The organism is Novacetimonas hansenii (assembly GCF_014843995.1).
Classification (GTDB): Bacteria; Pseudomonadota; Alphaproteobacteria; order Acetobacterales; family Acetobacteraceae; genus Novacetimonas; species Novacetimonas hansenii.
In genome coordinates this window covers 377,501-398,616 of sequence record NZ_CP062147.1, presented here as the reverse complement: position 1 = coordinate 398,616, position 21,116 = coordinate 377,501, and the positions used below count along the sequence as shown (strand labels likewise).

13 protein-coding genes, 1 tRNA gene, 2 rRNA genes and 5 pseudogenes (1 of these 21 cut by a window edge) are annotated in these 21,116 nt (G+C 55.1%); 8 read left to right on the top strand and 13 right to left on the bottom strand.

What is annotated here, in order from left to right; translation table 11 throughout:
• Positions 1–21 precede the first annotated feature (21 nt).
• The 5 genes and pseudogenes from IFJ82_RS01705 to IFJ82_RS01690 form a co-directional block, all read left to right on the top strand.
• Positions 22–1,207: pseudogene (locus IFJ82_RS01705) on the top strand (recombinase family protein); the annotation flags it as partial.
• Between the two features lie 555 nt (positions 1,208–1,762).
• A pseudogene (locus IFJ82_RS15635) lies at positions 1,763–2,542 on the top strand (AbiJ-related protein); the annotation flags it as partial.
• Positions 2,543–2,584: 42 nt separating this feature from the next.
• Entirely contained in the window at positions 2,585–3,052 is a 468-nt protein-coding gene (locus IFJ82_RS15630) for an abortive infection family protein (protein WP_225578818.1), read from the top strand.
• A gap of 139 nt (positions 3,053–3,191) precedes the next feature.
• A complete protein-coding gene (locus IFJ82_RS01695; RefSeq protein ID WP_192265394.1) occupies positions 3,192–4,073 on the top strand; it encodes a hypothetical protein in 882 nt (293 codons plus the stop codon).
• Positions 4,051–4,611 (top strand): hypothetical protein, encoded by a 561-nt coding sequence (locus IFJ82_RS01690; RefSeq protein ID WP_192265393.1) that lies wholly within the window; start codon positions 4,051–4,053, stop codon positions 4,609–4,611. Before IFJ82_RS01695 ends, IFJ82_RS01690 begins: the two co-directional genes overlap by 23 nt.
• 101 nt (positions 4,612–4,712) lie before the next feature.
• Here the strand turns inward: IFJ82_RS01690 and IFJ82_RS01685 are convergent, their stop codons facing one another.
• Positions 4,713–7,016, bottom strand: coding sequence for an ATP-binding protein (locus tag IFJ82_RS01685; RefSeq protein WP_225578871.1), 2,304 nt, complete (start codon positions 7,014–7,016; stop codon positions 4,713–4,715).
• A gap of 282 nt (positions 7,017–7,298) precedes the next feature.
• Positions 7,299–7,466: pseudogene (locus IFJ82_RS15970) on the bottom strand (hypothetical protein); the annotation flags it as partial.
• Between the two features lie 421 nt (positions 7,467–7,887).
• On the opposite strand from IFJ82_RS15970, the gene IFJ82_RS01680 reads away from it, so the two are divergent.
• Complete coding sequence (locus tag IFJ82_RS01680) at positions 7,888–8,139, top strand: LysR substrate-binding domain-containing protein (protein ID WP_239026119.1); 252 nt, start codon at positions 7,888–7,890, stop codon at positions 8,137–8,139.
• Between the two features lie 420 nt (positions 8,140–8,559).
• Entirely contained in the window at positions 8,560–9,738 is a 1,179-nt protein-coding gene (locus tag IFJ82_RS01675; RefSeq protein ID WP_192265391.1) for a site-specific integrase, read from the top strand.
• A gap of 244 nt (positions 9,739–9,982) precedes the next feature.
• Here the strand turns inward: IFJ82_RS01675 and IFJ82_RS01670 are convergent, their stop codons facing one another.
• The 8 genes and pseudogenes from IFJ82_RS01670 to IFJ82_RS15965 form a co-directional block, all read right to left on the bottom strand.
• Positions 9,983–10,354: a very short patch repair endonuclease gene (locus IFJ82_RS01670; RefSeq protein ID WP_225578817.1), complete on the bottom strand. Its 372-nt coding sequence runs from the start codon at positions 10,352–10,354 to the stop codon at positions 9,983–9,985.
• 26 nt (positions 10,355–10,380) lie between these two features.
• On the bottom strand, positions 10,381–11,313 hold the full coding sequence (locus tag IFJ82_RS01665; RefSeq protein ID WP_006115426.1) for a DUF4928 family protein: 933 nt from the start codon (positions 11,311–11,313) through the stop codon (positions 10,381–10,383).
• Positions 11,310–12,173, bottom strand: a complete 864-nt coding sequence (locus IFJ82_RS01660) for a hypothetical protein (protein WP_035353460.1) — start codon at positions 12,171–12,173, stop codon at positions 11,310–11,312. Before IFJ82_RS01660 ends, IFJ82_RS01665 begins: the two co-directional genes overlap by 4 nt.
• Positions 12,170–13,318 (bottom strand): DNA cytosine methyltransferase, encoded by a 1,149-nt coding sequence (locus tag IFJ82_RS01655; RefSeq protein WP_035353456.1) that lies wholly within the window; start codon positions 13,316–13,318, stop codon positions 12,170–12,172. Before IFJ82_RS01655 ends, IFJ82_RS01660 begins: the two co-directional genes overlap by 4 nt.
• 368 nt (positions 13,319–13,686) lie before the next feature.
• Positions 13,687–15,972 (bottom strand): efflux RND transporter permease subunit, encoded by a 2,286-nt coding sequence (locus tag IFJ82_RS01650; protein WP_225578730.1) that lies wholly within the window; start codon positions 15,970–15,972, stop codon positions 13,687–13,689.
• 29 nt (positions 15,973–16,001) lie between these two features.
• Positions 16,002–17,024, bottom strand: a pseudogene (gene trbL, locus IFJ82_RS01645) (P-type conjugative transfer protein TrbL); the annotation flags it as partial.
• A gap of 5 nt (positions 17,025–17,029) precedes the next feature.
• Positions 17,030–17,767 carry a P-type conjugative transfer protein TrbJ gene (gene trbJ, locus IFJ82_RS01640; protein ID WP_192265389.1) on the bottom strand — a complete coding sequence of 246 codons (738 nt, stop codon included), beginning with the start codon at positions 17,765–17,767 and terminating at the stop codon, positions 17,030–17,032.
• Positions 17,764–17,862: pseudogene (locus IFJ82_RS15965) on the bottom strand (conjugal transfer protein TrbE); the annotation flags it as partial. The pseudogene IFJ82_RS15965 and the gene trbJ, both read right to left, overlap by 4 nt.
• A gap of 5 nt (positions 17,863–17,867) precedes the next feature.
• On the opposite strand from IFJ82_RS15965, the gene IFJ82_RS01635 reads away from it, so the two are divergent.
• Positions 17,868–18,146, top strand: a complete 279-nt coding sequence (locus IFJ82_RS01635; protein WP_192265383.1) for an O-methyltransferase — start codon at positions 17,868–17,870, stop codon at positions 18,144–18,146.
• A 174-nt stretch (positions 18,147–18,320) separates the two neighbouring features.
• Here the strand turns inward: IFJ82_RS01635 and IFJ82_RS01630 are convergent.
• The 3 genes from IFJ82_RS01630 to IFJ82_RS01620 all read right to left on the bottom strand — a co-directional run.
• Positions 18,321–18,397: transfer RNA gene (locus IFJ82_RS01630), tRNA-Met, on the bottom strand.
• A 31-nt stretch (positions 18,398–18,428) separates the two neighbouring features.
• Positions 18,429–18,544, bottom strand: a 5S ribosomal RNA gene (gene rrf, locus IFJ82_RS01625).
• 102 nt (positions 18,545–18,646) lie between these two features.
• Positions 18,647–21,116, bottom strand: a 23S ribosomal RNA gene (locus tag IFJ82_RS01620); it runs 271 nt beyond the window's last position.

Sequence of the window (21,116 nt, the reverse complement as noted above, 5' to 3'; positions counted from 1 at the left end):
GAAATCCGAAGGAGCAGAATCATGACCCGTGTCGCGCTCTATGCCCGCTATTCTTCGGACAACCAGAGGGCGGCCTCGATCGAGGACCAGTTCCGTCTCTGCGAAGAGCGCGCTACACGCGAGGGCTGGCAGGTGGTGGATACCTACCGTGACGCGGCGATCTCCGGGGCCAGCATGATCCTGCGTCCCGGCATCCAGACGCTGCTGCGCGACGCCCAGGCTGGGCAGTTCGATGTCGTGCTGGCGGAGGCACTGGACCGCGTCTCCCGAGATCAGGCCGACGTCGCCACCCTGTTCAAGCGGCTGCAATTCGCGGGGGTGACCATCGTCACCCTGGCGGAAGGCGAAATCTCCGAACTGCATGTCGGCCTCAAGGGGACGATGAACGCCCTGTTCCTCAAGGACCTCGCCATGAAGACCCATCGCGGCCTGCGTGGTCGGGTTGAGGCAGGCAAGTCCAGCGGTGGCCTGTGCTACGGTTATCGCGTCGTGCATCAGATGGGCGCACGGGGCGAGCTGATCCGGGGCGACCGCGAGATCGACGACGCGCAGGCCGAGATCGTCCGCCGCATCTTCCGCGAGTTTGCGTCGGGCCGAAGCGCTCTTTCCATCGCCGGACGCCTGAACGACGAAGGCATCGCCAGTCCTACGGGCGGCAAGTGGAACAACACCACGTTGCGGGGCAATGCCCTGCGCGGCACCGGTATTGTGAACAACGAGCTTTACGTGGGACGGCCTTGTCTGGAACCGGCTGCGCTATCTGAAAGACCCACAGACGGGCAAGCGCGTCTCGCGGCTGAACCCGCAATCGGAATGGATCATCACCGACGTTCCTGAACTGCGCATCATGGATGATGACCTGTGGCAGGCCGTCCGTACCCGGCAGGCCAGAATTGCCGAGAAGGGGGCGAACATCAGCGCGGGCATCCGGGCATCCAACAGCAGACTTAACGGTCAGCGCCGCCCGAAATCCCTACTCTCCGGCTTGGTGTTCTGTGGCGTGTGCGGCGGCCCCTGCTCGATCCGAGGCGGTGACCGCTTCGCCTGCTCTACCCATATGGATAATCGCTCCTGCACCAACAGAACCACCATCCGCCGTCCGGAACTGGAAGACCGGGTGCTGTCCGGTCTCAAGGACCGGCTGATGACCCCGGAAGCGGCAGCAGAAGCGATGCGCGCCTATGTGGAGGAAACGAACACCGCGCACATCTTCCAGCGTCAGAGACGGAGTATTGGACATCGTCTTGCTTCCTCCATGACACCGCTCGAAGCGAAAGAGACGATGCTCTTCCGCTGCCGCATACGCGGCATTGCGGAAATTGGTCGCCGTGTTGGTGTTGCCGGTCATGGTCTTTTGCCCTTTGTTCCGCGAGGAACAGCCCCCGCTGTTCCTCTGCCTCGCGGCGAGCAGCGGGGTAGCAACGGCAAGGGCGACCGGTGGGGAGGGGTATCTCCCGGTCTGCACGGAGCGTAGCGCAGGAAGATCGGGGACACCCCATCGGACGGCGTCAGCGCGCTGATGCGCACCCTTGTCGGCGCGAGGGCGGAGCCATTAGCTTTTTTCGACACTCTATGTTTCGGGTTGGCTGCTATGGGGGGTGAGCAGATTGTCCGCTGTATGGCAAATGAGTTAGATATCGGACATCGGCGTAAGGGCCTTTTCTACCAGCTAGGTCTGGGGCCAAAAGATATATAAATTGAAGTGAATTCAATGAGATACTATTTCCTTTAAACTCAAAGTGCGATGCTTTAGACTTGATATATGCAAGATTTGATTGAGAGCCCCGCCCGTTATCTCGCAACGGTCGAAGAACTGCTTGCCGCCGAACGAATGAACCAAGCCGCGGATCTGTTGCGCTCGGCCGCGCCGCGCATTGAGCGGACCGGGTTCGACAACTGGAACGGTGGGACCGAGTCGTGGACTGTTTACCTTGCCATCGATGCTGCCGACTACGCGCTCCTTGGCGCCGCTAAGACTGGCGTCGAGGAGCAAATCACCCAGCGCCTTAAAGCCGTTCTGGAGCCCTATAGCGAAGATTGGTATAGGGCCAAGATCGTCCCACGCCTTGCTGAGCCGGGTGCTGCCGCTAAGCCCAGTGTTCGAATTAGACGACAAACCCGGCTGAACATTATCGACGGCCTCCGGATTGAGAAAGTCAGATGGTGCGGTAACCTCGACGAAGTCGATTTCCTCGCACGCATCTATGATCTACAGGCGTTGCCGTCCTACGACTCCCGATACAAAGACGCGGCTGGCGACATCTATCAGCATCGCGTTAACAACTGTGATTAGTCCGAGAATTGGATCTATGACGATGTGCGTTTAGGTCTTCAAGGCGGCCCGGATGATGTATTTTTGCGCTTCCTTTGCGAAACTGTCCATCCGGTCGTCCGACCTGACAAGGATGCGTCGATAAGGCTAATTACACAATATAATGACCAACTCCGACAGGACGGTTGGTCCTTGGTCGAGGAGGAACGCATCGCAGGTAGGCCGCTCTTCGTTGCTCGTAGAGCCGGGCTTGCGGGACAATTAGCAGTCTCCCGTGCCAGAACTGTCGCCGATGCCCTTGACGCAGGCTGGATGCAGAAAGAGATTGAACGTCTTGTTGTGGCGGTCGAAGCTGACCCAGCATTAGCTATAGGCACTGCAAAAGACTTGGTTGAAAGCTGCTGTAAGTCGATCCTTACTCGACAGCAAGTTCCATTCACCAAGACCGCGAGCTTACCCGAACTCACAAAACTTCTCACAAAAGAGCTACGGCTCGTTCCGGAAGGTATCTCGGAAGAAGCCAAGGGGGCCGAGACGATCCGTCTTCTACTTCGTAATTTGACAACAATCACCCAATATTTGGCCGAAATTCGCAGCCTCTACGGTTCTGGCCATGGTCGCGACGGCAAGCACCGAGGTCTAGAGCCACGGCACGCTCGCCTCGCAGTCAGCGCGGCCGCGGCCTTCATCGACTTCATGTCGGAAACCTATCACCAGCGTATTTTACCCACCGCGCTGCCTCAGATCGATCCATCTTCGATACAGAAAACAACGTCCTGAAATGTAATCTGCTCGCTTTTCACTTGAAGGATCAGAAAAGAAGAACGTCCGCAATTTAACTACCCCGGTGCTCCACGGCGCATTCATAAAGGCGCGCAATAGGTTACGTGGAAGTTCTGTAACCTGATATGGTCCTACGATGATCAAAGCTTCTTATGGTAATCGGCAAGCCCATGCCCTATGCACGATGTCATATAGTGCACGGCTCGACTTCATCGCGGAAGGCTTGCCTATCATCCTCAAAAGCGCTCAAGGTTTTTGGAACGCTTCTCGCCAACTTGATCGGTCCCCGCGTGAGGCTCGCGTGTTGGAATGCTTTGCGGAGGAAGAGGCGGCCAAGACGCTCATTTTGCTCGACTTAGTGCGATGCCCATCTACTCACTTGAGCAGCCGGATTGGGCGCATCGTCAAGAAGGTCTTTTATGATCATCTTGCGCGTCTGATCTACGCCGAGGCCCAAAGCTGGAAGCCTGTCAATGTCACCCAGCTACAGGAATATGTCGATACGAAGCGTCAGAGTCATTATCTCGAAGGGAGAATGAACGAGTACATAATGCCAAATTGGGCGCTCTACAGCCGCGAAAGCGCGATGTATGCGGACATAGAGGTTTACGAGGACGGAAAGCCGCAATGGAGTGATCCACATCAATGGTCAGAAGTAATGATAGGGACGAAACCTATATCCTTGCTGCTGACAGAGGCGCTCAGCGCCCTCGGCTTGTTCTCGCGCGCGGGGGTGCAGGCGACGGCTGACGTTTGGAGGGCGGTCAATTTTGTCGACAGTCAAGGGTACTCGGAAGCGCGCAATCTGACTCACCGACTTGCAGCACGGCTGGACAAGGAGGGACTTGTCACAGAACAGGCTAATGAAAGTCACGTTCACGCATTTTACAACCTCTGGCAACTACCAATGTATAGCATCGACTTTAATAAAATCGACGTTTCACTAGAGCAACTGAAGGCTGAACGAGAGGCTGCATATCGGGCCGAGGTCGGTTATGAGCATTACGACGATTATTAAGAGTGATGACGGCTATGCCGACGGGGATTTTTCTCTACTCGGGAGACATTTGCGCCTTCTCGACCTTGAGCTGACCCGACTTAATGCGGCTATTGCTGCGTCTCAGGACCCCGAGACGGATGGCCTCTGCGACAGTGCCGAATACTTTATCGGACACGGCTTTGTGGCCATCCAACGCTACATAACGGCGACGCGAACAGGACTCGGTATCAGGATGGCGGAAGCGTTTGACGCACCGCCAATGACGAAAAGCGGATTGTCGCTGGCCACCGCGATCAACGCGGGGGCGAACTACTGGAAGCACATGGAAGAATGGATTGAGACGATCAACAAATCGGACTACGCTGATTTGAGGGGAAGTGCCCTGAAAACGCTTAAACAGATCGAGGCAATCACACCTTGGGCAGAATATACCTGCTCCAATCTGTTAGCCGTCTTGTTGGAGGGGCAGGCGCCGGAACTATCGCACCTCCTTCCAAAAATTGAGGAATGGCGAGACAACGTCTTCGCCCGTCGGACACCATTGCGGAACTCGTGAAGCTACGACGTCTGACTGAACGGTTGGTATGAAGGCGTCTGCCGCCTGTCTGGCCCCTTTTTGGCTAGAAAATCTGTATATCTGTTTTCTGATAGACATACTCAAAAGAGTAAGTCACCTCCAATCCCGATACGGTCCAGAGCTTCTTGGTCGCTCGTGGGTAATTCACGAAATAAAAATTTCAGATCCTCTTCAATTTGAGCGGAGGTAGCATGCACAACCAATGTCTCATCCACCGCTGCACCGAATGTTGAAAAGCCATGGACAAAATTAGGGAGCCTCTCCTCTCCGCACGTGTATCGCAGATTAGAAACATGCCGTCCTAATCGGGCGAGTTCCTCGTCGATGCGTTGTAGATAATCGTTCAATGCAACTGCCGACCGCATGTCAGATATTTCTGAGGGAAAGGTAACGGTGGCACCGATCTGGTCAAACGTGTCCACAGGCATCCACCGCCAATGAAGCGTTTGGGACGGATAACCTCGCCGGTTATGAGATTCGATCTCAATTTCGTACCGAACCGGCATGACTTGGTAAAGTGGAAGTTTGTACGCAAGTAGCGGGAAACTGGTTTCCACAATTTCTCTGTACGCGAGCTGCATTCGCCGGTAATACGTATCCAGAAGTTCGCTCAGTCGAGTTCGGCCCTCTGGATTACCCAAATCAAAAGCGTCGCATGTGCCCCACCAGGGATTAAGGTGCGTTCGCCCTTCCGTGATTAAAAACTCGATCTCGGCCACGAGGTCGTCAATTGCAAATGTTTGACCCGCTCGAAATGCGCCAGGCGCAACCCAACTTCCAGCACTCTGGATAAGAAGATCTCTTGCTTGCTCAAGACTCATTCCTGAAATGTAGGGGAAGTCATAATTGCGAACGAGATGCCGCAATCGACCGAGGGTCCTTTCCTCCGCCCAAACAATGCCGCCGTCGAGGCGACGCTCCTTTACCAATGTGAGTAGACCATCCCGAATGTGGCTCATGCCAATGAGGCGGCCACTGTCGAGCCTTAACCCCATTGCGGTAAGATGCATACCGTAGCTAGAGTTGGCATTAACGGCTTGACCAACCTTAACTTGGTCTTCGCCTTGACCACATGCTACAAACGAATAGCTTAAATGGCCACTCTTCGGTTCAATGGTTCCAATGATGCCCAAGCGTTGTGTATCAGATCCCACGAGATCAAACTGGATCCGGGACGCCAGACGAGGGACGTAAACCTCTAAAGGCAGCTCTATCCCTTGCAAGATTTCAGAAAGGCAGTCTCGAGAGAGTCCCGCAGGATCGGCCGCGTTGGAATCCGGAGTGAGGTCCGCACGATACCGTAATGCTCCCATTGCCTCAGTGATGTCGGCGGATACAACTTCTCTCCATATAAGGTGCTGCATTTCTGCGCTCTTGGCGACCGCCATCAGAAGAGCGGGCAGTTGCGATCCTTCTAGTAAAGGAAGCTTTTTTAGTCTTAATGTCACATCGGCTAATGTATGTTTAACTATATCAAGGGCCCGAAGGTAATCGGCTAGCGCTTCGTGTTGGAGTTCCACCGTCGCCCCTCTCTGTGTCAGGGCGTCAGCGTCGAGAAGTGATTGCAAGAGACTGTCTGAGAAACCCTCACTCCGAACGAGTTCGACCGCAGCATCTTCTGAAAGTGGCCCGTTGACGGTCGCGTTCGCGAAAGAGGTTAGCAATCTCTTAAGTTCTGTCCGGCGCGCAAGTGGAAGTGATCTCGGCAGTAAGCGGTCGAGCCAAGCCTGAAACAGGGGTTCAATTTGGCTCGGTAGCTGACCTTGTTCCTTGTAAAGCAGAAGGGTCAGTTGCAGAATAAGTGGGTGGCTACACAGCTCCCGCAGCATACTCGATGCACGATACCAGAACGACGCGCCGGTGCGCTTCTCTGCAAGCAAGAAGCGCTCGACTAAAGCATGTTGCTCGTCTCCATTCAGCTCTAGAAGTTCCACGCTGGACAGCGCCAAACGCTCTGGGCGCGAAATCGCGCGTGTGAATAAAAAAAGCTGTGTCTTTGGGAAATCACGTCGAAATGTGATAAGCGCGCTTTCGGTAACTGACTGATGCTCGGCTGGGACGCGGTCAAAGCCATCTGCAAGGAGAACAATCCCATCTTCGCGCAAGCAATCCCTGAACGCGGAAAGGCTAATTTGAGGGCAGTGCGCGGCCACCCTTGTATAAAGGAAGATTTCCAGGCTCTCTCGGTGGGACACCAGATCAGGCAGAAAAACCTCAACTGGAAGTTTGCTGCTCTCGCCGAACCATCGCCTTTCCAAGGCTTGTCGACGCAATTCACGTGCTAAGGTCGTCTTACCGTAGCCTGACGCTGCGAAGAGCGCTGCACCATCGGGGTAGTTTGTCAGAAGATCAGTCGAGGCGAATTCGCACGAGCCCGAATCCATGTTCTTCAACCTCCGCGAAATCGCGATTCCAGCACCGTCCCCTCTTTCGAACTCCGCCCGCTCATATGCCCCGAGATCTCGGGCCCAAACCCCGAAAGACTTGTGCCTCATCGTTCGTATGTGAGCGAGGACTGCCTCCCTAGCTAGAAGCGCTTCGATCTTACCCCGCAGTGCTGGGAGTTCGGTGACCGAGCAGTCTAGGACTAGTTCACTCTCGTAAGTCGGCTGGTATTGCCAGATTTGGATACATCGCCCGTTCGTAATAATCAGGAGCGGCGTGCGGATGTTGGCGGCATATGATTCGCCCTGCTCCTTTCCTCCCGAAAGCTCTTCGTTCGGATGCTTCGCTTCTACGGTTATGAGGGAAGTGGCGCGCGAGTGCGGTCGCTCGGCAAACACGATGAAGTCTGCTTCAGGCCTGCGCCCTTTCCGCCCCTCTTGGAAAATCACTGGGTACTTGGGAACTATATGGTCCGTCTCGTTATGGCCAAGGGCACGCAGTAACGGCACGACGAGGCGGGTCTCAACCGCAGCTTCGTTCTCGAAACTTAAGCTAGGCGCTTGGCTCCAAATATCGTCGTCGATAGACAAAAGTCCCCACAGGTTTTGTAGAGTATTATATCGTTTCTTCGTTCTAATACCAAAAAAAGTGATTGTAGGCTGATGTTAGTCACACAGGAACATTAGAACAAGAGCGCTTGCTGCGTTGCTTAACCCTTCCGCAACCACTCTTGTCCGCTAAGCGGAAAGCCATTGGGGGCACCATATGTCTGAGATGCGGACGATAGCCGACATGACATGGAGCCAGCCATCGTGGCTGCGGACACAGAATCGGTAGCAAGGCCCACTCATCGTCGATGAGCACGTTTTGATGCTGCAAGGCGCATTAGATGGCGTGGGTATTGCCTATGTCTATGAAAGCCTTGTCGAAGAATACCTTCGGGAAGGAAGCCTGATCCGCGTTCTAGAGGATTGGTGTCCGATAATGCCCGGCTTTTTCCTTTGTTATCATGGTCGGCGACACATTCCCGCTACGCTGCGCGCATTCATAGAGGTGGCACGAACGGCGCACCATCAAAACCAGGACGGACTGGAAGGCGACTTTGGTACATCGCCTTCCTGAGATTAGGTCCGGATTCCACCGCAACCTGAGAACCACATCCCGATTCGCGCCCTTCCCGGCCCTCTCGCGCCACACCCCGCGCGTCCCGGAACTACGCGGTTTTTCTCTCCCGAATGATTCCTATATGATTCCAGTTGGTGGAGCAGAAACGCCAAAGGCCGCCCTTGAGGCGACCTAAGCATTTGATATTAAACGGATTTCATGGTTGCGGGGATAGGATTTGAACCTATGACCTTCAGGTTATGAGTTTGTAGGTAAGAGCTACGCCCTGCCACGAAATTTCCCGACGCGCCCCGAAGAACCACTACTATCCTATTATTTTAATTGAATAAGTCATTCATTTTGGCTCTTCTGTCTACGCTTACTCACGCTGATGTTTCAATCCCATTTGCATCCTATATGCATCCTGTAGAGGAAGCCATGCCCCGGATATCAAAGCGCATAATCGCCACCCTCCAGCCTGCCGAAAAGGACTACATCGTCTGGGACGATCAGGTCGCCGGCTTCGCCTTGCGGGTCTGGCCTTCGGGCCGGATGAGCTACGTGGTTCATTATCGAGCCAATGGGCGGTTCCGACGTTATACGATCGGCCATCACGGTCCCTGGACGGCAGACAAAGCACGCGATGAAGCGATCAAAATCCTAGCCCGTGTGAAAGACGGTAACGATCCAAATACCGAACGCGGCGAAGAGCGGACCTCCCCCACTGTCAGCCAGTTCTGCAAGATTTTCATTGAACGGCATGTGAAGACGCATCTGAAATCAACCACACAAGCCGAATATCAACGCGCGATTGACCTGTTCATTACGAAAAAAATTGGCAGCCGGAAGATGGCCGCTGTCACGCATTCTGATGTCGTCACATTCCACCACACCTATCGGCATATCCCGTATCAGGCCAACCGGACTCTGGGGGTGCTGTCGAAAATGTTCTCTCTGGCAATTCTCTGGGGTGTGCGGACAGACAACGTCAATCCATGCAGGGGCGTGAAACGCTATAAGGAGCAGAAGCGCGAGCGTTACCTCGCAGCAGAAGAACATCAGCGCCTAGGCAAAGCACTCGACGATGCCAGGTCCACGATGCCGGAAGCCGTCAATGCCTTTCAACTCCTGCTTTTAACTGGTTGCCGTCTTCGAGAGATCCAGCGCCTAAAATGGGAATATGTCTTTCTGGACGAAGGAGTAATCAGGTTACCCGACAGCAAAAATGGCGCTCGCACCGTGCAGTTGGGCGAGAGCGCGGTGGGCCTGCTGAAGAGCATCCCCATGATCGCGGGCAATCCATATGTCATCACTGGACGGAAGGACGGTGGTCATCTGACCGATCTGGAGAAGCCGTGGCGACGCATCCGAAAGGAAGCCGGGTTGGAGGACGTCCGTATTCACGATCTTCGTCATTCCTTTGCATCTGATGCGCTTGAACTCGGCGAGGATCTGATCATGATCGGAAAGCTTCTAGGTCACCGTGATCTTAAATCAACAGCACGTTACGCCCACCTCAAGAAAGAGCCCATCCAGCGCGCGGTCAAAGGGATCGACCTAAAAATTTCTGCTGCCCTTGCCCTACCCAGAGAAACACTGGAGGCTACGATTGATTAGCCGGCGTCACGCAAAGTGGTGTCAAAACGATTAATGATACCCCGACCGTGCAAGCCTCCGTCAGACTTTCGCGAAACAATCAAGTCGTCTTTACACCAGTACGAATAAAAGAGAACAGCACCGTCGCGTCCAAATCATAAAGGAGAGAAACGACGACGATATTCAAACCCACGAGACCGCTAGAATTATACAAGTAATATTTTAAATATACATCATTAATATACCTCCAAAGGCGTAATCCATTCTATAATTCCATGAGACACTTGATATTTACTTCAAGGCGTTCCCTATCCTTAATCTCACATTCCCATATAACATGGACACGCCAACCTAACTTCTGCAATGCGATCAGCGTCTCTTTATCTCGCACGCGATTGCGTTCAATTTTTTTTGTCCAATACTCTGTGTTGCTTTTCGGAATCCGTGCTCCTCGTGGACAATCATGCCCATGCCAAAAGCATCCATTCACAAATAAAGCCAATTTTCGACCTGGAAAAACCAAATCTGGAGAGCCAGGAAGATCTTTACGATGGAGCCGAAACCTGTATCCCATTGCATGGATAAGCTTTCTTACCACCAACTCCGGGCTCGTATTCTTCGACTTAACTGCCCTCATAGTTCGTGAACGAACAGGATCTACTTTCATCCATCAAATTCAATTCTGAGGCTTGGGTCGCTCTCGCACTCGGCGATAATTTTATTATAATGATCGATAATATCCCTCACCGCCGTCTGTCTGGCGTCCCGTTCAAAGGTACTCCACTCATAAACATTCGTCGCTAAAAATTGCTCGATTTCAATAATATCAAGGCGATCGTCTACTCCAACCTGCTTGGCGAGTGCTTTGGCACCACCTACCCCATCTTCTGTAGTCACAATAAGAGGACGTAAACCGGAACTGAGATTGTCTTGGCATTTCCGAATAAGCGCTTCTCCAGGCGCAGTTGTGACATGAATAGCCACATCTCCGATCAAAAAATCTCCTGAGCGATTAGATGGCGCATCCGCAACCGAAAAACCGTGATGACGAATACTACCTTTTGTGATCACATTTAGTTTGGCTCCGACCAGATGCTGCATAACAGCGCCCGCATACATGGTGCCGGAAACCTCACGTTGACGTTCTACGGCCTGCGCCAAAAGATCTCTTACACAAGCCCGTAAAGAGCGTGATGGATCAAGTTTGAAAGTAAACGGAAGAGCGTCAAAATACGCCTGAGCACGCTCTACCCAATATTTCTCCGCAGCATCTAAATCCAATAAATTGTGAGAATGCAGATCGTTTAGAACATCAATGTATGCATTCATTCTCTCCATATTCCCTCGACTGGTTCTACCCCCTTCACTAGAGAGAATACGCTCAATGCCATGGTCTTTAAGTATTTTCTTTACCGCCCCACCGCCCAATCCGGCGACTTGCCCTCCTTTTGTTGTTACGAACGAATTTTTATCTAACGGGAACTGCTTCGATGCCGCATTCCTCGTTAGGATCAGAGCAAGAGATAAAGACCCTTTTGACAAACCGATATAATCATCGTCAAACGCCGCCAATACTGCTCGTTGTGATAACATCATAAATCTTTCTCAACTCGTCGAATTGCCGTCATTTCTGAAACCTGTTCTATCGTGCCAGCACGTCGCACAACTGTCTGACGCATCAACTCACTTCCTCGCATTTCCATCCGAAAGTCGACATGATGGATTTCCTCGGCATATCCACCGAAAGCAGCATTAAAAGCCGCGAGAATTTCAACTTCTCCAATATCCCGTCCTTTAACAAAAGGAATAGAAATTGAAGGGATATTCTCAGGAAACAGATAGATACACGGAGGAGGCACACAAAAAGGACCAAGATTGGTCAACCGATCACCATCTACGGATTTTGGGCAAGGTCTACCAATTGTCGCGCAAACCATATCCCACAACAGCACCCCATCCACTCGCTGGTTCCGCGCAATCATTTCAGCGCTAAGACGTGTATGAATGCCCGACCAAGCGTTTCGTTGAGGATCTGCACCAGGATTGGAACAGATACTCCAGATCACAAACTCATCAGCGAGTGGCGGTCGTTCAAAAATATTCGTGTTATTCCCATCAAGACAGCCCTTAAGGTCAATAACAGCAACACGTCCACTATTTAGACGAACAATATAATCATTACGGTTTGCATTATCTGTCAGATCCCATCCAGCAATAAAACCGCCGTCTTCCATATGATTCAGCGCATGCTGAACAAACTCTCGTTTGCCACGCATAGTGGCCGAAAACTGGCCACGGACACGCTCTATCGCGCCACGAAACAAACCAGACTGATAGAACTCTCGCTCATCCAAACCATGGTCGCCAAGTTTATGCGCTTCTGTTTTAAGTATTTCAGCAAACCTCTCGATTTGATCGCGCAATCCCTTGTTCTGTTTACAGGGAATAATGGTCATGCCGCTTCCTGTTTCCCTTCGGAAACCATGCCAAGTAACGGTTCCAGGATATGCTGCGCCAGATGACGAACGACAGGCACAGCTACGCCATCCCCTGTCAGGTGATAAGCTTCATTATAATTCTTAGGCAGCTTGTAATGATCTCCGAGCCCCATCAGCCTTGCTGTTTCACGAGTGGAGATTAGCCGCGACCGAACCTTCCGGCCGTCAACAACAATAATTGTCTGACGGCTTGAACCCCCTGCCGGCGTCCGAAGACAACCTGCGATATCGTCAAACCGCACTTCAGCACGCTGAACTTTCGCCCCGTTTTCATCAAGACGTGTTCGTCTATAGATGGCTCCCACCATACGCCTGCCCGCACGTTTTGCAGCATTTACTTTGGCGAGATTGGTGGCAGACATCATCGAAATCAATCTTTCGGTTTCGCTGGCTGTATGCCAAGGCACTCCAGTAGGCGCCTCCTCAATCAGATCAGCGAAAGTTGTATGCCGATGCGATGGAGTAGGAATATTCCACCACAAAAATTGAGTTTGCGCCTTTTTTGATATTCCCTGAACAGCCCTCTTCAATCCATTGGTGTGAAACGGGTCAAGCGGTTCAGGAGATAACAATGAAGGATGAATTTCGACATCCTTATGCACCCCGATCATGAACAAGCGAGGACGTGACTGAGGCACAAACAATGAGGCGTTGATTACGAGCGCTCCATACCGATATCCGGTCTCGACAAAAGTCCGACAGATAGCGTCGAAATCCTGTCCCCCATGAGACGTCAGCGTGCCAATGACATTTTCAAGAGCTATAATTTTCGGGGCTCTTCCCTCTGAAACAAGCTCTCTCACGACATGCCAGAAAGGATAGAAGGTGCCAGAACGCTCTCCTTTAAGACCTGCGCCCCCTCCAGCCAACGACAAATCCTGGCATGGGAATGAACCCCATACGAGATCTGCAACACCAGGTAAGTCTTCAACACGGACATCATTGACGTCCCCAACCCGCAATTCTCCTCCTGTTCCCCAGTTGGCCTGATAACTCAGACCTTTTTTATGATCAAAATCATTGGCGAACAGACACGTCCAGCCGTCCCCCAGTCCCGCACGGGCCATCCCGCCGCCAGCAAAAAATTCGTAAAAACTAGGCATTGGCTGTAGACCTGACGTCATCTTCTTGTAACGACACCACCTCACGCGCGAGCTTTTCTTCAATCGCTTCCGCTATCCAAGTGTTACGAGACACTCTTCCAGCCCTTTTTGCGCGCGCGTCATCAATCGCTCCAAACGTCTCCGTAGAGAGGCGCAGATTGATCCGGTCCATCGCGCGAACTCCCGAATTTTCTGTAGCATGGCTCATGGCGCCATGATGGCGCCAAAATATTCGTATGTCCAGACGAATGTTCCTGGCTTGTTCTCAAAAATAAACCTGGAAAAAGAAATCATTCGTATCAGACGCTATCGACGATCTATCCGAGCCTATCAGACGTTATGTAGTGATAGTGGCGATAAAGAACCTATTAGTAAGTGCGAAAATGATTTTTTGCGGCCCCTCTTGCCACCAGCAGATAGAGTGCCGGGGTCGTGAACATGGTCTGGGTCTGGCTGACGAGCAGACCGCCAATCAGCGCTATCCCCAGCGGTTGACGCAGTTCCATGCCATAGCCCCCCATCAGCACCAGTGGCAGCGCGCCAAGAGCGGCGGCGAAGGTGGTCATGACGATCGGCCGCAGACGCAGCAGACAGGCCTCGCGGATGGCGTCCCGCGCAGTCAGGCCGCGTTCGCGTTCAGCATGGATGGCGAAATCCACCAGCAGGATCGCGTTCTTCAGCGAGATGCCGGTCAGCAGCAGCATGGCGATCACCGCCATGCCCGAGAACGGCAGCCCGAACAGGTCGAGCGCCATGACAGCCCCGATCCCGGCCGAGGGGATGGTGGAGAGAATGGTCAGCGGGTGCCACACGCTTTCATACAGCATGCCCAATGTCAGATAGACGGCGAGCACAGCACCGACGATCAGGATCTCGCTGTCATGGGTGCTTTTGCCGACGTCACCCTCATCACTCTGCAGTTCACCGTTTATGGTTCCCGGGAGATGCAGGCTGCGCCATTCCTGATCGATGATCGCCTGCGCCTGTGACAGGCTGACGCCGGGCGCAAGTTCCAGCGCCAGCGAGGCGGAACTGGCGTAACCGATATGGGTCACGGCCACCGGGTCGAGGCTGGGGGTGATCCGGGCCACGACGGACAACGGCACCAGTGTTTCCGCCCCGGTCGCTACAGCCGATCCGGTCGAGGCATTCGCCCCGCCAGCCAGCGAGTTGGCAATCTGGTTCCTGAAGGCCGTCGCACCGGTCGAGGTTGTGGTGCTGGCCGCAGCCGATGTCACCACCCGGATGGTGTTGGACGCCGAACTGCCCGAGGCGGAGCCGCCCGAGGGACTGACCCAGAACTGCTTCAGGATTTCAGGATCACGCTGGAAGCGGTGTTCCACGGTCAGCACCACGTTATACTGCCCGTGTGTCGTGTAGACGACCGAGGCCGTGGTCTGGCCGAGCGCGTCCGACAGGGTGTTGCCGATCACCTGTGGCGTCACGCCAACGCGGGCGGCGGTATCGCGGTCAATGGTAAGCGTGATCCCCTGCCCCGGTGGATCGATGTCCGGGTCAACATCCGTGAACTCCGGATGGTGGCGCAGGGCTTTTGCCAGCCTGCGTGTGGCTGGTCCCAGCAGCCGGTCATCCTCGCTGCGCAGGATGTAGCTGACCCCGCTGCTGTTCGAGCCGACCCGCATCATGATGTTGCCCGGTGCCTGGGCATGATATTCGGCGTGAATGTCTTTCCCCATCCGGGCCACCACACGCGCCGCCACTTCTGCTCCCGAAGCGCGCCCGGTGGACAGATCGCGCAGGGTTGCGAACACCATGCCGTGGCTGGAGCCTTCGCCGGTATCGAGATAGGCGATGACGTGGCTGACAGCGGGATCTTCCAGCAGCACCCTGCTGAACCGCTCCAGCCGCGCTTTGGTCTGGGCCAGTGAACTGCCACTGCCACGCGATCCGCCCGAGACGATGCCGATATCCTGACGCGGGAACACGACCTTTGGCATGCGGGTAAACAGGACTACGCCCACCAGCAGGGTCAGCGGCAGCAGCAGTGCCGTCTTGCCGGGATGGGTCAGGCAGACTTCCAGGGTGCGCCGATACAGACTGTCGCTGTGTTTTTCATGATCCAGAAAATCTGCGACATCCACTTCTGGATGCACGGCGGTTCTGTTTTCGGCAAAGCGCATGCACAGCGCCGTCAGACACGGTGTGACCACGCAGGAAAGAACCAGCGACACCGTCACGGCGATACCCACCGTTCCGGCAAACTCCCGGAACAGCCGCCCCGTCAGGCCCGAGGCCAGCCCGATCGGCAGGAACACCGCCAGCACCGAGACGGTAATGGACAGCAGCGTGAACGCCACCTCGCTGGCCCCGGAAATGGCGGCCTCGTCAACGGACAGGTCCCGCTCACGCATGCGGATGATGTTCTCGATCACCACGATGGCGTCATCCACTACCAGCCCCGTCACCACCGTCAGCGCCATGAGCGAGAGATTATCCAGCCCGAAGCCTGCCAGATGCATCGGCCCGAGACTGGCGATCAGGCAGCACGGCACGATGATCGCCGCTGCGATAGACGCAGTCCATGAACGCAGGAACACCCAGACCACGACCAGCGCCAGCACGCAGGACGCCAGCAGCGTCACCAGCGTGTGGTGCAGCGAGGACCGGATCACCGCCGAGCCATCCCGCGCCACTGTGATATCCGCGCCCGGCGGCATGAGCGTGCGCAACTGCGGCAGGCGGGCCTTTGCCCGGCAGCGCCAACGGAGTATGCGGTGGTAGCTGCCCCTGCGATCGCAGCCCCGCCACGTGCAGCAGCGGCGGTCGCGCCGATGGCTGCGGCACCGCCGGAGGCAACGGCTCCAACGCCCGCCACCGCCGCAGCCCCCATCGCGCCGACTGCCATGCCGGTGCCGACAGCGGCTCCTGCCCCAAGCTGGGGGGCGCCGGAAATCAGACCGTTGGCAATGCTGCCGCCATAAATGGACAGACCGACAATCGCGAGCGAGGCCAGCACCACCGATACGGATTGCCCGATCGTGGGAACATCGCTGCCGTAGGAGATGGTGAACTGTTTGAAGAGCACCGAGGCGATGGCAGAGATCACCGCCAGCACCATGATCTTCACACCCGACGAGACGACATTGCCCAGCACCTTCTCGGCCAGAAAGGCGGTGCGGTTGAACAGGGCGAAGGGGATCAGCACGAAGCCTGCCAGCGTCGTCAGCTTGAATTCGATCAGGGCGACAAAAAGCTGCACCGCCAGAATAAAGAACGCCGCCAGCACAATCAGCCAGGACAGGCAGAGCACAAAAATCTGGATGAAATTCGTAAAGAAGGCGACAGGGCCGAGCAGATTATGGACAGAGTCCAGAAGCGGCTGGGCCGCATCGAAACCGGTTGACGCCAGACGACCGGGACGCAGGAAATCCGAAAGCGCCAGCGTTCCGCCCCCTGCCCTCAGACCAAGTTGAGCAAAACTGTCGAACATCACCTTCGACAGATGGTCAAAATCATTGATCACAAAGGCGAAGAACCCGATATAGAGCGTCTTCTTCACCAGACGCTGGATGATGTCCTCATCCGCAGCCCAGGCCCAGAACAGCCCGGCCAGTGCGATATCCAGCACGGACAGCGTTCCGGCCAGCGAAAGCACGTTGCCCTTCAGCAGACCGAACCCGGTATCGATGGTGGTGGTGAAAGTGTTCAGGAAAGTATCGATGACGCCGACATCATTGGTGGCCATGGCGGTCAGTTCCCGCTGCTGCCGAACATCGACACCGTGCCGGGCACGTAGACGTCATGCTGGGAGAAATGCTGATATTGCGCCTCGCTCTCCGCTTCTGTTGCTGCATCGCGCGCCTGCTGCAGGGCGGTGGCCCGGCCATTTGCGGCGAGTTCGGCCTGGATGTCGGAAAGCTGGCGGGACTGAAGCGCCATAAGCTGATTCCCCGCCTGCACCGCCTGTAAGGCTCCCGAGGAGGTCTGGCTGGCCGAGACAAGCTGCGTCATGGCGCTGCTGTCGCTGGGGATATTGCCCACCACCCGCGCCTGCAACTTCAGGGCGTCTTCAAACCCACCGACGGAATTCTGCCAGCGCGTCTGCGCCTGAGAAAACAGGGCGCTGTCAGACATACCCGACGAGACAGATGTGTACGCCTGCTGATACTGCTGCTCGACGGACTGGACGCTGTAGGCAATATTCTGCGCCTGCGCGAGCAATGACGTGGTCTGGGAAATCGTCGCTTGCAGTGTCGAGAGTGTCGAAAGCGGCAGGCTCGCGAGGTTACGTCCCTGATTGACCAGCATCTGGGCCTGGTTGGCCAGTGACGTGATCTGATTGTCGATCTGCTGGAGCGTACGGGCCGCGATCAGCACGTTCTGGACGTGGTTGGCACCGTCATAGACCGCCCATTGCGCGTTGGCAGGAGGAGAAGATGAAGCCGTAAAAGCAATGACCACTACGGCAGGAATCAGACGATATCTCACGGCACGTCTCCTTGCCGCAGAAGATCGGCCGCCCACATGACACCACGCGCTTCGAACCACGCAGGCAGGAAACCATCCCGCCCGTGCTCAGCCAGATGCCATGACTACGCTTGCCCGCGATGTGCCGCAGCCAATCGACCTGATCCTGCTTGATGCCTCGAAAGGGCTCTATCTGGATATCCTTCGCCTGCTCGAACCGGGTCTAAGACGACGAGGCCTCGTCGTGAGCGATCGCGCCGATCTTGATGGGGATGATGGCGGCCGCGCCGGTGCCTACCTAGCCTATCTGAGCAACCCGGCGAACGGATATCGCATGGCGTCGATCACAACTGAAGCTCTTGGCCAGAACTTTGCTCACGACATTGCGGTTCGAGTCTGACCGGACTGCCTAAAGAACCTCGCTCCCACGTTCACGCACACGTGAAATCAGCCCAACCTACGCTGCGCTTTCGCTCCCGATTGCATCCTATGTGCATCCTGCGGCGTGATTTGGGCACAAAAAAAGCCACCCTTCGGGGTGGCTTTTATCGTGTCCTATCAAAGACTTATTGCCTGGTTGCGGGGGCAGGATTTGAACCTGCGGCCTTCAGGTTATGAGCCTGACGAGCTACCGGGCTGCTCCACCCCGCGGTGGTATTTTTCATTCAGGGCTGACTGGAAGATCTGGCGGCGACCGACTTTCCCGTGCCTTAAGGCACAGTATCATAGGCGCTGGGTTTTTTCACGTCCGAGTTCGGGATGGGATCGGGTGGAGCACGTCCCGCCATGGCCACCAGATCATCCAGTCAGTCCTGAGGGACTGTGTGGGAGGTTGGTGCTGAGAGGATAGAGTGGGTGGATGACTGCTGTGCATGTATGTTTTCCACGTTGAGTGGCTGTGTGAATGAGCCTATTGGGCGATTAGGACCAGTCAGCTGCACGCATTACTGCGCTTCCACACCTGGCCTATTGACGTGATGGTCTATCACGGCCCTTGGGGAGACCTTGTTTTGAGGTGGGTTTCCCGCTTAGATGCTTTCAGCGGTTATCCCTTCCATACTTAGCTACCCGGCTGTGCCGCTGGCGCGACAACCGGTGCACCAGAGGTATGTTCATCCCGGTCCTCTCGTACTAGGGACAAATCCTCTCAAGTCTCCAACACCCACGGCAGATAGGGACCGAACTGTCTCACGACGTTCTAAACCCAGCTCACGTACCACTTTAATCGGCGAACAGCCGAACCCTTGGGACCTGCTCCAGCCCCAGGATGTGATGAGCCGACATCGAGGTGCCAAACCTCCCCGTCGATGTGGACTCTTGGGGGAGATCAGCCTGTTATCCCTAGAGTACCTTTTATCCGTTGAGCGATGGCCCTTCCACGCGGGACCACCGGATCACTATGGCCGACTTTCGTCTCTGATCGAGCTGTCACTCTCACAGTCAGGCGGGCTTATGCCATTGCACTCAACAGTCGATGTCCGACCGACCTGAGCCCACCATCGCGCGCCTCCGTTACACTTTGGGAGGCGACCGCCCCAGTCAAACTGCCCACCATGCAGGGTCCCGGACCAGGCTTACTGGTCTCGGTTAGACATCAGAAACAGTCAGGGTGGTATTTCAAGGATGGCTCCACCGGAACTGGCGCCCCGGTTTCAAAGCCTCCCACCTATCCTACACAGAATGTCTCTGATGCCACTGCAAAGCTGCAGTAAAGGTTCATAGGGTCTTTCCGTCTGACCGCGGGTACCCCGCATCTTCACGGGGAATTCAATTTCGCTGAGCCGATGCTGGAGACAGCGGGGAAGTCGTTACGCCATTCGTGCAGGTCGGAACTTACCCGACAAGGAATTTCGCTACCTTAGGACCGTTATAGTTACGGCCGCCGTTTACCGGGGCTTCAATTCGGTGCTTGCACACCTCCTCTTAACCTTCCGGCACCGGGCAGGCGTCAGGCCGTATACGTCGTCTCTCGACTTCGCACAGCCCTGTGTTTTTACTAAACAGTCGCTACCCCCTGGTTTGTGCCACCCGCCTGTGGTTGCCCACGGACGGGTCTTGCTTATCCCGAAGTTACGCAAGTAATTTGCCTAGTTCCTTCAGCATCGTTCTCTCAAGCGCCTTGGTATTCTCTACCAGTCCACCTGTGTCGGTTTCGGGTACGGTCTATATGCCAGAGCTATTTCCTGGAATGCTCCAAAAGCCGGGTCAATCCGATAAGACCCGACAACATATTGCATTCGTCACTTCTGGCAGGCCCGGGAATATTCACCCGGTTTCCATCGACTACGGCTTTCGCCCTCGCCTTAGGGGCCGGCTCACCCTGCGCGGATTAACCTTGCGCAGGAACCCTTGGACTTTCGGCGACAGTGTTTCTCGCACTGTTTATCGCTACTCATGTCAGCATTCGCACTTCCGATATCTCCAGGGAGGGTCACCCCGTCCCCTTCACAGACTTACGGAACGCTCCGCTACCGCGCATACAAAGTATGCACCCACAGCTTCGGCACGTGGCTTGAGCCCCGTTACATTTTCGGCGCAGGGTTTCTATTAGACCAGTGAGCTATTACGCTTTCTTTAAAGGATGGCTGCTTCTAAGCCAACCTCCTGGTTGTTTTGGAATCCCCACATCCTTTCCCACTTAGCCACGATTTAGGGGCCTTAGCTGGTGGTCTGGGCTGTTTCCCTCTCGACAATGGACCTTAGCACCCACTGTCTGTCTGCCTGGCTCATACTTCCGGGTATTCGGAGTTTGGTTAGGTTTGGTAAGGCTTTGGGCCCCCCTAGCCCATCCAGTGCTCTACCCCCCGGGGTAATACCAGACGATCTACCTCAATAGATTTCGCGGAGAACCAGCTATTTCCGAGTTTGATTGGCCTTTCACCCCTAGCCACAGCTCATCCCCGACTTTTTCAACAGGCGTGGGTTCGGCCCTCCAGTGCGTGTTACCGCACCTTCAGCCTGGCCATGGCTAGATCACTCGGTTTCGGGTCTTCTGCCAGCAACTCGTCGCCCTGTTCAGACTCGCTTTCGCTGCGCCTACACCTAACGGCTTAAGCTTGCTGCAAACAGAAACTCGCTGACCCATTATACAAAAGGTACGCCGTCACCCCATAAGAGGCTCCGACTGCTTGTAGGCATTCGGTTTCAGGTCTCTTTCACTCCCCTCGTCGGGGTGCTTTTCACCTTTCCCTCACGGTACTTGTTCGCTATCGGTCACCAGGGAGTATTTAGGCTTGGAGGGTGGTCCCCCCATGTTCAGACAGGATTTCACGTGTCCCGCCCTACTCAAGGATCATCACAGACACTACGCATAAGGGGCTATCACCCTCTATGGCCGGACTTTCCATTCCGTTCTGCTTCTTCTGCAACA